General features: G+C 47.8%; 12 protein-coding genes. All 12 read left to right on the plus strand.

The window, feature by feature from the left end; all coding sequences use genetic code 11:
• Positions 1-822 precede the first annotated feature (822 nt).
• The 12 genes from hisG (at position 823) to L5L91_RS07225 (ending at position 14,670) form a co-directional block, all read left to right on the plus strand.
• A complete protein-coding gene (gene hisG / locus L5L91_RS07170; RefSeq protein WP_041408375.1) occupies positions 823-1,722 on the plus strand; it encodes an ATP phosphoribosyltransferase in 900 nt (299 codons plus the stop codon).
• 3 nt (positions 1,723-1,725) lie between these two features.
• Positions 1,726-3,048, plus strand: coding sequence for a histidinol dehydrogenase (hisD, locus tag L5L91_RS07175; protein WP_263236008.1), 1,323 nt, complete (start codon positions 1,726-1,728; stop codon positions 3,046-3,048).
• Positions 3,049-3,108: 60 nt separating this feature from the next.
• Positions 3,109-4,305 carry a histidinol-phosphate transaminase gene (gene hisC, locus L5L91_RS07180; protein ID WP_263236089.1) on the plus strand — a complete coding sequence of 399 codons (1,197 nt, stop codon included), beginning with the start codon at positions 3,109-3,111 and terminating at the stop codon, positions 4,303-4,305.
• Between the two features lie 114 nt (positions 4,306-4,419).
• The gene (hisB, locus tag L5L91_RS07185; RefSeq protein ID WP_263236009.1) at positions 4,420-5,511 is read left to right on the plus strand and encodes a bifunctional histidinol-phosphatase/imidazoleglycerol-phosphate dehydratase HisB; all 1,092 of its coding nucleotides are present in this window, start codon (positions 4,420-4,422) and stop codon (positions 5,509-5,511) included.
• Between the two features lie 31 nt (positions 5,512-5,542).
• Complete coding sequence (hisH, locus tag L5L91_RS07190; RefSeq protein WP_263236010.1) at positions 5,543-6,313, plus strand: imidazole glycerol phosphate synthase subunit HisH; 771 nt, start codon at positions 5,543-5,545, stop codon at positions 6,311-6,313.
• Positions 6,314-6,378: 65 nt separating this feature from the next.
• Complete coding sequence (gene hisA / locus L5L91_RS07195; RefSeq protein WP_263236011.1) at positions 6,379-7,116, plus strand: 1-(5-phosphoribosyl)-5-[(5-phosphoribosylamino)methylideneamino]imidazole-4-carboxamide isomerase; 738 nt, start codon at positions 6,379-6,381, stop codon at positions 7,114-7,116.
• Positions 7,098-7,871 carry an imidazole glycerol phosphate synthase subunit HisF gene (gene hisF, locus L5L91_RS07200; RefSeq protein ID WP_006081894.1) on the plus strand — a complete coding sequence of 258 codons (774 nt, stop codon included), beginning with the start codon at positions 7,098-7,100 and terminating at the stop codon, positions 7,869-7,871. Before hisA ends, hisF begins: the two co-directional genes overlap by 19 nt.
• A gap of 89 nt (positions 7,872-7,960) precedes the next feature.
• Entirely contained in the window at positions 7,961-8,602 is a 642-nt protein-coding gene (hisIE, locus tag L5L91_RS07205; RefSeq protein WP_263236012.1) for a bifunctional phosphoribosyl-AMP cyclohydrolase/phosphoribosyl-ATP diphosphatase HisIE, read from the plus strand.
• Between the two features lie 533 nt (positions 8,603-9,135).
• Positions 9,136-10,323, plus strand: a complete 1,188-nt coding sequence (locus tag L5L91_RS07210; protein WP_263236013.1) for an aromatic amino acid transport family protein — start codon at positions 9,136-9,138, stop codon at positions 10,321-10,323.
• A 305-nt stretch (positions 10,324-10,628) separates the two neighbouring features.
• Positions 10,629-14,078: a YdbH domain-containing protein gene (locus L5L91_RS07215; protein WP_263236014.1), complete on the plus strand. Its 3,450-nt coding sequence runs from the start codon at positions 10,629-10,631 to the stop codon at positions 14,076-14,078.
• Between the two features lie 13 nt (positions 14,079-14,091).
• A complete protein-coding gene (locus tag L5L91_RS07220; RefSeq protein ID WP_263236015.1) occupies positions 14,092-14,310 on the plus strand; it encodes a YnbE family lipoprotein in 219 nt (72 codons plus the stop codon).
• Positions 14,311-14,334: 24 nt separating this feature from the next.
• Complete coding sequence (locus L5L91_RS07225; protein ID WP_106650697.1) at positions 14,335-14,670, plus strand: YdbL family protein; 336 nt, start codon at positions 14,335-14,337, stop codon at positions 14,668-14,670.
• Positions 14,671-14,746: the final 76 nt, after the last annotated feature.

Genomic DNA, 14,746 nt, shown 5'->3' on the forward strand with positions numbered 1-14,746 from the left:
TAAGCAGCAAAGGCGCGGTTCTCATTAAGGCCAGAGAACAAAGATTCTCACAAACAGGTCGGATATACGTACGCAGTATTACTTTCTGTTACTCAAAAAGTGGTTGATCTATTCGAGGTGTCCATATAGGACTTGCTGCGAGTCGACGAGCGAATGCCATGGCAAGCCTGTGCTAGTGGATACCCGTAAACGCTAAACTTCTAACAACTGAAATTACTGCACCCCAAACACTACTTTCCAACACATTTCCATCTACTTTCAACATCCACCCAACAAAAATGCTCAATAACTTTATTTAACGATAACCTTCCGCCTTTCACAAAAACGCATAAATATTCTCATTTAATTCAAATTGGCTGTTGCAAAGGCTCATAAAAGCGGTTAGTTTAAATCCACTTATACGGATAGACGTCCGTAACAACGCATTCAAGGCTTAACTGTATTTCGACTGCACTTTATTTCGAACAGTTGGGCCAATAACGTTAAATACCGAGAGAGTAAAATGAGCACACTACTGAACGCTATCCACCACCATCACCACCATATGCGGTAGCCTTCGGACGCTCACTGCCGGAGGACTATATCCTTCTGGCGGACTGATTCAAGATGATCATAAACCCCTGGAAGGAATTCCGGGGGTTTTTGCATTTAGGCATTAATTTCGGTTTTAATTTAAATAAAAAACTTTTAGATATTTAATAAATTATCAATACGTTAGCTAGATTTCTTAGCTAGGGCCCATTGAATGGCAGTGCGTATTAAACCGATTAAACAACACTTTTTGAATCTTTTAATTTTGATACTTTTGAGCGAGATAACACTATGACTGAATCGAACCGTTTACGCATCGCCATCCAAAAATCTGGCCGTCTTTCTACTGACTCTCAGCAACTGCTAAAAAGCTGTGGTGTTAAATTTTCCATTAATGAACAACGCCTTATCGCTCATGCTGACAATATGCCTATCGATTTACTGCGCGTTCGTGATGACGATATCCCAGGTCTAGTGATGGACGGCGTAGTCGATATGGGGATCATAGGTGAAAACGTGCTCGAAGAAGAACAAATCGAGCGTCAAACTCTGAACAAACCCGCAGATTGTCTCAAACTGCGTCAGTTAGATTTCGGATCATGTCGCCTTTCGTTAGCCGTACCAACAGAATTCAGTTACGCCGATGCCTCCTCGTTAGAAGGATTACGCATCGCCACTTCTTATCCGAACCTTCTGCGCCGTTTTATGCAACAAAAAGGCATAACTTATCGCGACTGTATGTTAAAAGGCTCGGTTGAAGTCGCCCCGCGTGCCGGCCTTGCCGATGGGATTTGTGATCTTGTGTCGACGGGCGCCACCTTAGAGGCCAACGGTTTATACGAAACCGAAGTGATTTACCGCTCTATGGCCTGCATCATTCAATCGACCCAAACTCAATCGCCGACTAAACAAGCACTCATCGACAAAATTCTGTCCCGCGTCAACGGCGTTATCCGCGCCCGTGAGAGCAAATACATACTGCTACACGCGCCAACCGAAACCTTAGATCAAATCGTCGCCCTACTGCCCGGCGCGGAAAACCCAACCGTATTGCCATTAAATGATGATACTAACCGCGTTGCTATCCACGCCGTCAGTACCGAAGATTTGTTCTGGGATACCATGGAACAGTTGACCGCACTCGGTGCCAGCTCGATTCTGGTAATGCCAATCGAAAAAATGATGGGGTAATGTATGGAAATCCTAACTTGGTCAACCTTATCAACCGCCGAGCAAAAAACGGCGCTGAAACGCTCACCTTTAATTGGTGACAGCGGCTTAGAGCAAAGCGTTCGCGCCATTATCGATGCGGTGGCAACGCGGGGTGATGCCGCCATTGCCGAATTTAATCAAAAGTTTGATGGCTTCAATAGCGCGACCATAGATGTAAATGGACAAGGTAGTGATGAGCTGCGTCTGAGTGAAACCGACATTACTGCGGCAAGCGCACGGGTATCGCCAGAGCTGAAAGCTGCGATATCCAAAGCCATGGCGAACATAGACGTATTTCACAGCGCCCAGCAATTTCGCCCGATTGATATGGAAACCGAGGCGGGAGTACGCTGCGAGCTACGTAGCGAACCGATTGAAAAAGTGGGTTTATATATCCCTGGTGGTAGTGCGCCATTAATTTCTACCGTGATGATGCTCGCCCTGCCCGCCAAGATCGCAGGCTGCGAACAAAGAGTATTAGTCAGCCCACCGCCCATCAACGATGCCATTATCTATGCCGCCAATGCCTGTGGGATCACTGAAATTTATCAAGTAGGCGGCGCGCAGGCCATTGCGGCACTGGCCTTCGGCACAGAAACGATTCCCGCGGTCGATAAGATTTTTGGCCCAGGTAATCGCTACGTGACAGAAGCTAAACGCTTAGTGTCACAGGATGGTCGCTGCACTGTGTGTATCGATATGCCAGCCGGTCCTTCTGAAGTGTTAGTGATTGCCGATAGCGACGCCAATTGCGAATTTATCGCCGCCGATTTGCTTTCGCAAGCGGAGCACGGCCCAGATTCACAAGTGATTTTAGTGACAGATTCGCAAGCTATCGCCGATGGCGTCAATGACGCGCTGACAAGACAACTCGCCGCGCTGCCGCGTTGTGATATAGCTACAACGGCGCTCCTCAGCAGTCGCACTTTTGTTGTGGACGATATGCAGCAAGCCGCGCAGGTTTCGAATCAATATGGGCCTGAGCACTTGATCATTCAAACGCGCTTTCCCCGTGAGGTACTGAAAAACATTCGCGCGGCGGGCTCGGTATTTTTAGGCGCTTATACACCTGAATCTATTGGTGATTATGCCAGTGGCACCAACCACGTGCTGCCGACCTACGGTTATAGCCGCGCCGTGTCGAGCCTGTCATTAGCCGATTTTAGCCGCCGCTTTACCGTGCAGGAACTCAGCGCTAAGGGCTTAATCGGATTGGGGCAAGCGGTCATGACGTTAGCCAGTAACGAATTGCTCGATGCGCACAAAAATGCCGTCGCTATTCGTCTAGCTAGCCTAGAGAAATGACCCGCCTAGATCTTAAGTGATTAGCACTTAAGTTTATAAAAATAGAGCTGAGTGAAGAAAATGAACCAAGTGAGCAGCATGGAAAAGACAGCAGAACCCGCAGCATTAACGGCATCAAAGCTAGCATCATCAACGTTAGCGCAATCGACGCCGCTAAATTTAGCCGAGCGTTTAGCGCGCCCAGAGTTACTGGATTTAACGCCCTACCAGAGTGCCCGCAGGCTGGGCGGTCGTGGTGATATTTGGATCAATGCCAACGAATCACCCTTCAATAATGTCGATACCGCAGCACTCGATTTATCAAAATTGAATCGTTACCCAGAATGCCAACCGCCGCAGCTTATCAACGCTTACAGCGAGTACAGCGGTGTGAGTGCCAGTAAGATAGTTGCCAGCCGCGGCGCCGATGAAGCGATTGAACTATTAATTCGTGCCTTTTGTATACCTGCCGTCGACAGCATTGCCTGCTTTGGCCCGACGTACGGCATGTATGCCATCAGCGCGAACACCTTTAACGTGGGCGTTAAAGCATTAAATCTCAGCGCGGAATATGGCTTGCCGTCAAGCTATGCCGAGGACGTTCGCGGCGCAAAACTGGTGTTTATCTGCAATCCCAATAATCCAACGGGGACAGTGATTGACAAAGCCATTATTGAGCAAGCGATCAAGGCCCTGCCCAACACGCTTGTGGTAATCGACGAGGCCTATATTGAGTTTTGCCCCGAATACAGTGTGGCAGATTTGCTGGAAAGCTATCCGAATCTAGTGGTACTGCGCACCCTGTCAAAAGCCTTCGCACTCGCCGGCGCACGCTGTGGTTTTATGCTGGCAAACGAGGCCGTAGTCGAAATCATTATGCGCGTGATTGCGCCCTATCCTGTGCCGCTGCCCGTGAGTGAAGTCGCCACACAGGCGCTATCAAGCGCTGGCATTGCGCGGATGAAAGTGCAAGTCGCACAATTAAATGAGCAAGGCGCCAGACTCACAGCGGCGATCAGCGCTTATTGTTCAAAATCGAATAGTTCAGAGTCCCGCGCCCGCGTGCTTAAGCCTAACGGCAATTATGTACTGGCTGAATTTGATGATGTCGCCAAGGTCGCTGCGTTACTGCAAGGCAGCGGTGTTGTCGCCCGCGCTTACAAAGACCCAAGGCTTGCCAAAGCTATCCGCTTTAGCTTTAGTTCAAAGGCGGATACCGATGTGTTAGTGAATTTATTTGAATCGCAACGCACTGAGCAGTCATCAGAAAACGAATAATAAGTCACTGATAATAAATCTCTGATCATAAAAAACTAATAAAAAGCGAATGCAACGCTGAAGGTAAAATCAGCTTAAGCATTAGCTAAACGACTTGAATTTGAAGGTAGAGCCATGAACCCACAATTTATCCCGAATGTTGCACAAAAAATTCTGTTTATCGACCGCGATGGCACCTTGATTGAAGAACCCGTCACCGACAAACAGGTCGATAGTCTGGCTAAATTAGTGTTTGAGCCACAGGTGATCCCCGCTTTGCTCCGTCTGCAAAAGGCAGGGTTTCGCTTAGTCATGGTCAGCAATCAAGACGGCCTTGGCACACCGTCTTTCCCGCAGGAAGATTTCGATGTGCCCCACAATATGATGATGCAAATCCTCAAAAGCCAAGGGGTTAACTTCGAAGATGTGGTAATTTGCCCACACTTTAATGATGAAAATTGCAGCTGCCGTAAACCTAAGCTTGGGCTAGTGAAAGACTACCTCACCCAAGGCTGCATCGATTTCACCCAATCGGCGGTAATTGGCGATCGCGAAACCGATGTGGAGCTGGGCAATGCCATGGGCATTAAAAGCCTGAAATATCAACGCGACACTTTAGGCTGGAACGCCATCGCCGATGCGCTGCTCAATAAAGGCCGCACCGCCACAGTCGTACGTACCACCAAAGAAACCGATATTCGCGTGACTGTGGATCTCGACAGCCCCGTTAAAGGTAAAATCGACACTGGCATTGGCTTTTTCGACCACATGCTAGATCAAATTGCCACCCACGGTAATTTTAAAATGGATGTGAAAGTCGATGGCGATCTAGAAATCGACGATCACCACAGCATCGAAGACACTGCACTGGCTATAGGTGATGCCCTGCGCCAAGCGCTCGGCGACAAACGCGGCATTGCCCGTTTCGGCTTTAGTCTGCCGATGGACGAAGCCAAGGGTGAATGTCTGCTGGATATCTCTGGCCGCCCTTTTATCAAGTTCTCGGCCGATTTTGAGCGTGAGCATGTGGGCGAAATGGCCACTGAAATGGTGCCGCACTTCTTCCGATCCTTTGCCGATGGCCTGCGCTGTACGCTGCATGTGTCAACCGAAGGCGATAACGATCACCACAAGGTTGAAGCCCTGTTTAAAGTGCTCGGGCGCGCGCTACGCCAAGCGGTTAAAGTCGAAGGCGATATTCTGCCATCAAGCAAAGGCGTGCTTTAAGGCATCAGCATAAATCGTTTAAGAGGTTAGGATGCAACAAGACACTCTATTAATAGCTGGCCAGCAATTAACAACTAGCCCGCAATTAACAGCAAATGAATCATCAGATGCTGAAACCGTCATCATAGACACGGGCTGCGCCAATTTAAACTCAGTACGTTTCGCCTTCGAGCGTTTAGGCGCTAAGGTGTTGGTCACAGACGATAAAACCAAAATCAAAGCGGCAAAACGTGTGGTGCTACCGGGAGTGGGCACAGCGGGAGCCGCCATGGCGTCCTTGCATGAAAAAGGCTTGGTCGAACTCATTCAAGGCCTGACTCAACCTGTACTGGGCGTATGCCTTGGCATGCAAATGTTGGCGGCGATTTCTAAGGAGCGCGGCGGCAAAGGTCAAGACTGCGAATGCTTAGGCATAATCCCGACCGACATTTGTGAACTGGATACTGAGTTACTCAAAGCTGAAGGCTTACCTTTACCGCATATGGGCTGGAATCAACTTAAGCTAACGACAAACTCACAAGGAGCCAAAACCCCTAGCGTTCACCCGCTATTTGCGGGCATTGAAGATGGCAGTTATGTGTATTTCGTCCACAGTTACCGCGCGCCATTGAGCGAATTCACCTTAGCCCAATGTTCCTATGGTGAAGGTTTTAGCGCCGCCATTGGCAAAGGCAACTTTATGGGCGTGCAGTTCCACCCCGAAAAAAGTGCCGCCGTGGGCGCGCAAATTCTGCGTAACTTTTTACAGATGGATGAAGCGCTGATGGACAAGTTGGCGCAGGAAAGACTGACCAATGAATAAATTACTCATTAAAAACCAGTTATTAACAAACAACTTACAAATAAATCAATCGAGGATCTAAGCATATGATTATTCCTGCGATTGATTTAATTGATGGCAATGTCGTCCGCCTTTATCAAGGCGATTACAGCCAGCAGACCACCTTTGATTTAAGTCCTTTGGCGCAGCTGCAATCATACGAGTCACAAGGCGCTAAGTGGTTGCATATCGTTGATTTAACAGGCGCGAAAGATCCCGCTAAACGCCAAACTCGCCTTATCAGTGAACTCGTGGCGGGACTTAACGCCAACATTCAAGTGGGCGGCGGCATTCGTACAGAAGAGCAAGTCACTGAATTATTAGCTATCGGCGTAAAACGCGTGGTGATTGGCTCACTGGCGGTGAAAGAACCTGAGTTAGTCAAACAATGGTTTATCAAATACGGCAGCGAAGCGATTTGCCTCGCTCTCGATGTGAATATCAACCAGAGCGGTGAGAAAATGGTCGCCGTATCCGGTTGGCAAAGTGGTGGCGGTAAGAGTTTAGAATCCCTTGTAGAAACCTTTAGCGCGGTCAGCTTAAAGCACGCGCTTGTAACTGACATTAGCCGTGATGGCACCTTAACGGGCGCCAATACCGCGCTTTATCAAGAAATTGCAGTTAGCTATCCCAATATAGCTTGGCAAGCCTCCGGCGGTATTGCGACCCTTGATGATGTTGCCGCCGTGCGTGATAGCGGCGCTGCGGGCATCATTATCGGTAAAGCCTTGCTTATCAATCAGTTTAACGTGGCGGAGGCAATCCAATGCTGGCCAAACGACTAGTCCCCTGTTTAGATGTAAAAGACGGTAAAGTAGTGAAAGGCGTGCAGTTCCGTAACCACGAAATTGTCGGCGATATCGTCCCCTTAGCCGCGCGTTATGCCGAAGAAGGCGCCGATGAGCTGGTGTTTTATGACATTACCGCCAGCGCCCACGAACGTGTGGTCGATAAATCTTGGGTGAGCCGCGTGGCGGAGCAGATTGATATTCCCTTCTGCGTGGCAGGTGGCATTAAAACCATTAGCCAAGCCCGTGAGTTATTAGCCTTTGGTGCGGATAAGATTTCGATTAACTCGCCCGCGTTAACCGATCCGAGTTTGATCTCACGCCTGCAGGACGAGTTCGGCCGCCAATGTATCGTGATTGGTATCGACTCCTTTTTCGATGCCACCAGCAACAGCTATAAAGTAAAGCAATTTACTGGCGATGAGGCTGCGACTAAAGATACCCAATGGTTTACCCAAGACTGGGTTGAAGAAGTGCAAAAACGTGGTTGTGGTGAAATCGTGCTCAATGTGATGAACCAAGACGGTGTGCGTGGTGGCTACGATATCAAGCAGTTAAGTCTTGTTCGCGCCATCTGCGACGTGCCGTTAATTGCCTCGGGCGGTGCTGGAACTATGGCGCATTTTCGCGATGTATTTATTGAAGCTAAGGTCGATGCAGCGCTGGCAGCGAGCGTATTCCACAAGGCGATTATCAACATAGGTGAATTAAAAGCCTATTTAGCGGCCGAAGGGATCGCGATTAGACGCTAGAGCGGTCCTAGGTTCTAGGTTCTAGGTTCTAGGTTCTAGGTTCTAGGTTCTAGGTTCTAGGTTCTACAAACAGATTAAGAGTGAATACTATGTCAACGCAAACAAACACTAAGTCGGATTTTAGCGAGCTGGATTGGAACAAACAGGATGGGCTCATTCCTGCCGTGATCCAAAATCATTTATCGGGCAAGGTATTAATGCTCGGTTATATGGATAAGGCCGCGCTGGAAAAAACCTTGAGCACAGGTGATGTCACCTTTTTCAGCCGCTCAAAACAGCGCTTGTGGACCAAGGGGGAAACCTCGGGGAATACGCTAAGGTTGGTCGCTATCGATAAGGACTGCGACAACGACAGCCTGTTAGTGCAAGTGATCCCCAACGGCCCAACCTGCCACAAAGGCACCGAAAGTTGCTGGTTAGATGACAATGCGCACCCTTTCTTGAACAACCTCGCGAGCTTAATCACCTCACGTAAAGGGCAAAGTGCCGATTCCAGTTACACGGCGTCTTTGTTTGCGCGCGGCACAAAACGTATCGCCCAAAAGGTCGGTGAAGAAGGTCTTGAAACCGCCCTTGCCGCCGCGACCCACGATAAGGAAGAGCTGGTTAATGAAGCCTCAGATCTTATCTATCACCTGCTGGTATTGCTTGAGGATCAACACTTAAGCCTCAGTGACATCACAGCAAATTTGTTGGCAAGACATGAAAAGGCGCTGCAGAGCAAAGCATAATCTGCTCACTGTTCCTGATGTCTTACTATCGATTTTACCGCTAAAAATGCCGCCCGCTTAAATCAAGTCGGCGGCATTTTTTATCGTGCGATTCCCTCAAGTGCCATTGCCGCAATGTAAACAATGAATATCTTGCGCCTTAATCCTGTGACAAAAAATAATCAAAATACTGTTGTAATGGTTGACAAGTACATTTCAGTTCCCTATGGTAACCTCCGTTGCCGTTAGGTTATTAAGGCAAAGCATCAAAACACTTATCCGTTTTTACTCAACACACGCTAAGGCAAGTTTTATGTGTTTCACAGCATTTTATACTCCCTATCTGTAGCCGCAATGGCATAGATAGGCACCTCGCCTGACATTCCATTGTGGCCATATCCTTTCGGATCCGCTGAGCGCCACTGTCTCATTTGCTTAAATTATTTTGTGCTTGAATCATTTCATTATTGAATCGCATCAAAATCCTTTAAGACAGTTGCTTTAGGATCAAGTCTTTATCTCTTTTTCTTGCAACACGCTTTTGAGATCATGTTATGACACAGAATAAAATTTTCGGCAGTTTACTGCTTATCGCCGGCACCACAATCGGCGCGGGCATGTTGGCTTTGCCTATCGCATCTGCTGGACTTGGCTTTGGCACCTCCTCCGCCATAATGCTCATCATATGGGCGCTAATGGCCTACACGGCACTGCTAATGGTGGAGATCCACCAATTCGCCCCCAGCGATGCCAGTCTTAATCACTTAGCGCAGCGCTTATTGGGTCGTAAGGGCCAGTTGGTCGCCAATAGCGCCTTGATGTTTTTACTGTACGCCCTCTGCGCCGCCTACATTGCTGGCGGCGGCGAGCAAGTGAACCAAAAGCTGAGCACTTGGCTAGGACTAAATTTGCCACCGCAGACGGGTGCAATCCTATTCACCCTGCTGGTTGGCGCCATTGTGGGCATGGGAACCCACTGTGTGGATCTCATCAATCGCGGTTTATTTGCCCTTAAGCTATTGGCATTATTGCTTATGTTGGCCTTGTTACTGCCGCAGGTTGAAAGCCCACATTTACTCGAGCTTCCACTTAACCAAGGGCTGATTATCACGGCTATCCCGGTAATTTTTACCTCCTTTGGTTTCCACGGTTCGATTCCCTCAGTGGTGCGCTACTTGGGCGTTGAGGTCAAAGCCCTGCGCAGGATCATGTTGTTTGGCTCAGCTTTGCCATTAGTGATTTACCTTTTGTGGCAACTGGGCAGTCAAGGCGTATTGAACCAAAGTCAATTGCTCGAAAACCAGAGTTTATCAAGCTTTATCAATCAACTGGCGAGCGTACTGCACAGTGAATACTTAAGTAGCGCTATTAGTCTATTTGCCGATCTCGCCCTTGCGACCTCGTTTTTAGGGGTGAGTTTAGGTTTGTTCGATTTTATGGCCTCAAGCTTAAGGCAAGAAGATAATGCAACAGGTCGAAGCTTAACCGCGGCTATCACCTTTTTACCGCCCTTAGGTTTTGCCCTCTTCTACCCTCAAGGTTTTATCACCGCCCTAGGTTACGCGGCGATTGCGCTGGTGATCCTCGCCATCTTTTTACCTGTGGCCATGGTGTGGACACAACGCCAGATGCGAGACGCTGCCAATATGCCGACGGGTTACCGCGTTGCGGGCGGCAAGTTAGCCTTAATGCTCGCCACACTTTGCGGAATTGTGGTGATCGCCGCCCAGATATTTAGCTAGCCGCAATTCACTCACCAAGAGTGAGTTAACTAAAAGTTAGCTTGCCCGAATGATAGATTAAGTACAAGAGCCTGTAAAACCTCAACTATTGACATCAGTCTCTTGTCTATTCAATGATCCTTTCACATTAGTCAGCTAAGCCCTTGAGTGTTAAACTGCCTCAGGTGCTCGTGCGCGATATAAAAGCTCCGAAGTAACCGAACGAAGTAAAAGTGCCAATGAAATATACACATTCGTGTATTTTTGCACTGCTAAAGCACGAGTTTGATCAGGGCTCAGTCAATAAAGGATAAATATCAAACCCAATGCCAATCCACAACAAGCCAAGCCGTGGCAATGCCTCTGATAGCAAGACACTTCAGCACGAGGCAACGCAGATATCCGCTGACCCTCGCAGTGGTGCTTTAGGTTCTGGAACGGATACCCATGTTGCTGAGCAAAATCGCCGTAAATTCCCCCTAAAAAAAACCTTATTGGCGACCAGCTTAACGGGCATCTTGGCGGGCGTGGCGTTAACTGTTTGGATTGTGAATACCCAGGCTGAACAACTCATCATACGGGCGGCAAATTTTGCCCTCACAGGTATGGACAGCGAACTGATTGACATTGAATTAGGGCAAAGTCAGTTAGCACATTGGCGAATTACTTCTGCCAACCTGAGGGTGCATGATAGCCATATCAGGCTTAATGATTTGAATATTCAGCTAAAACTTGACTGGCCACAGAGTTTTGCCGAACTTAAACAGTTCAGCCAAGCTTCTTACCTCACTCAAAAAATCACCCAAATATCCACAGGTGATATTGAGGTCGAGTTAGGGCAATCACTGTTTTTACCCAATAGAAATGCCATCGATGAACAAGGCCCCGCATTGGCCTTAGATATCAAATCATTACCACTCATCGATATCGGAAAAACCAGTCTTATTCTCAAAGCCCAGCATCTCAACACCCAAAATGATTTACCTGCCTATCGTTTGGTGATGGACAAGTTGAGCCTCAACGGCGCGGGGGAAATCAACAGCGAGTTTAGCCACGCAGGCGAAAGCATCGCCACACTGAAAGCAACACTCGAAACCAACAAATGGCAACTCATGAGTCAAATCCAGCTCGCGCCGCTGCTTACGAGCTTGCATCAAATCAGCCTGAGGCAAGCGCAAGACAGTGTGCTGAGTCCGTTAACTGAGCTTGATAAAGAGTGGCAAGCGTTAGCAATTGATTTACAAGGCCAATTGGTATCCAACAGCAGTATTACATTAACCTCAGGCGAGCTTATCAGTGAGCATCAGTTAATCGAGCCAAAGCTGACCTTTAATCAGTTGGCAGCGCTGCAACTTGCACCTAAACCCGAGCTTGTGTCAAAACCTAAGTTAGCATTTAAGATTGCCGGACATTTAGCTGAACTTGACCTAAAACTAGAGCCCTTTAGCTTAGCTGTGAGCCCCAATGCCGTCCAGCAACAACGATTGATGCAGCTGCTCGATAAGTCGCTGGCTAAGCCTTTAACACAGCCTTCAACTCAATCTTTAACCCAGCCGGCAGCCAAGCCTGCTTCGGAGCAAGTGCCTTATCCGCTAGCGAGTCAAATCGCTAAGCTGCTATCGGGGCTCAAGAGTACAGATACACCAGTGGGGATCGCACTGACATTGCCTGAAGCCCTGCACTATCCGCTGACTCAAATTCCGCAAGATGTGCACTTAGCTAATCCCCTTGCAATTAAACTTCCTCAAGTGAAGCTTAAGACCTTAGGCAGTAAGCTAGATACCCAAGTCGATTTGGCCAATGTTGAAATAACAAAATCAACCGAAGCACTGTCCTTCAAAACAGATTGGCGCCTTAGTACGAAGCAAACCAGCTCAATGCAATTATCTGAATTGTGGGCAAATCCGCCGCAGGACTTTAGCTGGAATAATAGTCAGTTAACGACAGCAGGCACATTTAACTTAGTTCAGACGCCAAGTTCAACCGATTGGCAATTTATCACTGCCGCTACCGAATCGACTGAACTGACTCAATCAACAAAACAAAATACTGGCAACACGCTACAATTCGCCGTGGGTGAGCTTAAGCGTATTAGCATGCAAAATAAAAATGCGGCTAAACATGCAGAGTTTAGCCTTGGTAGTATCGCGATAAATGCCCTCGCGCCGCTGAACATAAGCTCGCAGAAAAGCACTCATACTCAGAGTTCTGGTATTCAAAACGCTAGCATTCAGAAAGCCAGTCCAGCGCAAAGCTCAGTGCCCACATCTGATACCGCAAACAGGTTAACCCTTGCCATACCGCCTTTAACCTTAGCACTGGAGCAACTGTATTTTTCGCAGACCAAACAGACTTTAGTGACAGATGATGTAGTCACTGAGGCTAATGCGGATAAAAATGCTAGCACTAGCATCATAACGAAAACCGATATGAATGCGGGCAGTTTCTCGATTGCATTACACAAAGCCATGTCATTTGAGCTTAAACCCGATATCGAAGCGCTGTTCGACTCACTACGCGCTACCACTTGGCGTAATCAACTCGCATGGCAAGCCAGTCAGCTAAATATCGAAAAACAGCTCAGCAGCAAAGGCCGCAGCCGCAAAGAAACCGTACTCAAGCTGGACAAGTTAACGCTGGCACAAAGCTTAGATTGGAAAAATAATACGCTCTTTGGTGATGAGCACTGGCAAGTGGGCACAGTTGAACTGCAAAGCCAACATAAGCTGAATCTTGCCACCGCGAACAATCCCTTAGTGTTAACGGGCCAATGGGTAGTCAACACTAGCATGACCGAGGCGCTAGCCTTGCTCAATCAAACCCAACCCTTACCATCTGAGCTTAATGTCACAGGTAATAACCAATTACAGGCGCAGTTTAATTTAACCCAACAGCGCGATCAGACCCAATTTGCCATGCAAATAACTCAATCGATGACAGAACTTGAAGGCTTTTATAAAGACATCATTTTTGAGGGGGGAAAACTGCAAGCGCAATGTGAGTTCACTTGGGGGCAATCTTATAAAAAAGTGTCTCATAACAAGCCACAGGATAAAGGCTATTTTAGCAGCCTCAGTAAGCTCAATTGCCCGCAGACGCTGATGACCTTTAACTTATTTGATCCAGGCTTCCCACTGACCGATATCGAAGTGGAAGCCGATATCGCCCTTGGCAAAGATGCCGAGAAATTGCCCGACAATTGGATACAACAACTCACAGGCTTAAGTGACACCGATGTTTCCATGACCGCCAAAGGCAAAGTGCTCAGCGGCCAGTTTCTGCTGCCAGAATTTAATCTTAAATTGCAGGATAAATCCCATGCCTATCTGTTACTGCAGGCCATGAGTCTAGAAGAGGTCCTGCGTATTCAACCGCAAATTGGCATCTATGCCGACGGCATATTCGATGGCGTGTTGCCCGTCGATTTAATCAACGGCAAAGTGTCGATCACTGGCGGGCAATTAGCCGCGCGCGCACCCGGCGGACTCATCGCTATCTCGGGCAACCCCGCCGTTGAGCAGATGCGCCAATCCCAACCGTATCTAGACTTTGTCTTTTCGACGTTAGAACACTTACAATACAGCCAATTATCAAGCAGCTTTGATATGGACCAAGCCGGTGATGCTAAACTACTCGTCGAAGTGAAAGGCCGCGGTGAAGGGATTGAACGCCCTATCCACTTGAATTACTCCCACGAAGAGAACATGCTGCAATTATTTAGAAGTCTGCAAATTGGTAATGACTTGCAGGACAGAATCGAAAAATCAGTGAAGTAACAAGGAAACCTCAGTGAAGATAATTCAATTACAGCAAATTAGCATAGGTACCCGAAGCGCACTTATCGCATTGGTAGCCCTAACCTCATTGCAGGGCTGTACGCCCACAGTCAAAATAGAACCGCCGGATAAACCTATCGTTATCAATCTCAATGTGAAAATTGAACATGAGATACGGATCAAAGTAGATAAGGAATTAGACCAACTCCTATCAGACGATAAGCTGTTCTAATTAAATAAGAATTGAGGAATCACCATGAAATCAATCCGACTAAAAACAAAGTTATTATTGCTATTAACCCTCAGCTTTTTAAGCCTAAGCGCCTTTGCCATGTCACTTCAAGAAGCTAAATCACAGGGCTATTTAGGCGAACAAGCCAACGGCTACTTAGGATTAGTGCAAGCCAATCCCGAAGCCAAAGCCGTGATGGACGACGTAAATAACAAACGTCGCGCCCACTACGAAACCATCGCCAAGAAGAACAAACTCTCCCCAGCCGATGTAGCTAAACTCGCAGGCGAAAAAGCCATAGCCGCCACAGATAAAGGCAACTATGTGCAAGATGCCAAAGGCAAATGGATTAAAAAATAGTCCGCTTTCTAAGGCTATAGCGCGTAAAAGCAAAGCGAATAGACATAAACAAAACGCCTGCAGTAGCAGGCGTTTT

The organism is Shewanella sp. SM55 (genome assembly GCF_025654025.1).
GTDB lineage: Bacteria > Pseudomonadota > Gammaproteobacteria > Enterobacterales > Shewanellaceae > Shewanella > Shewanella oncorhynchi.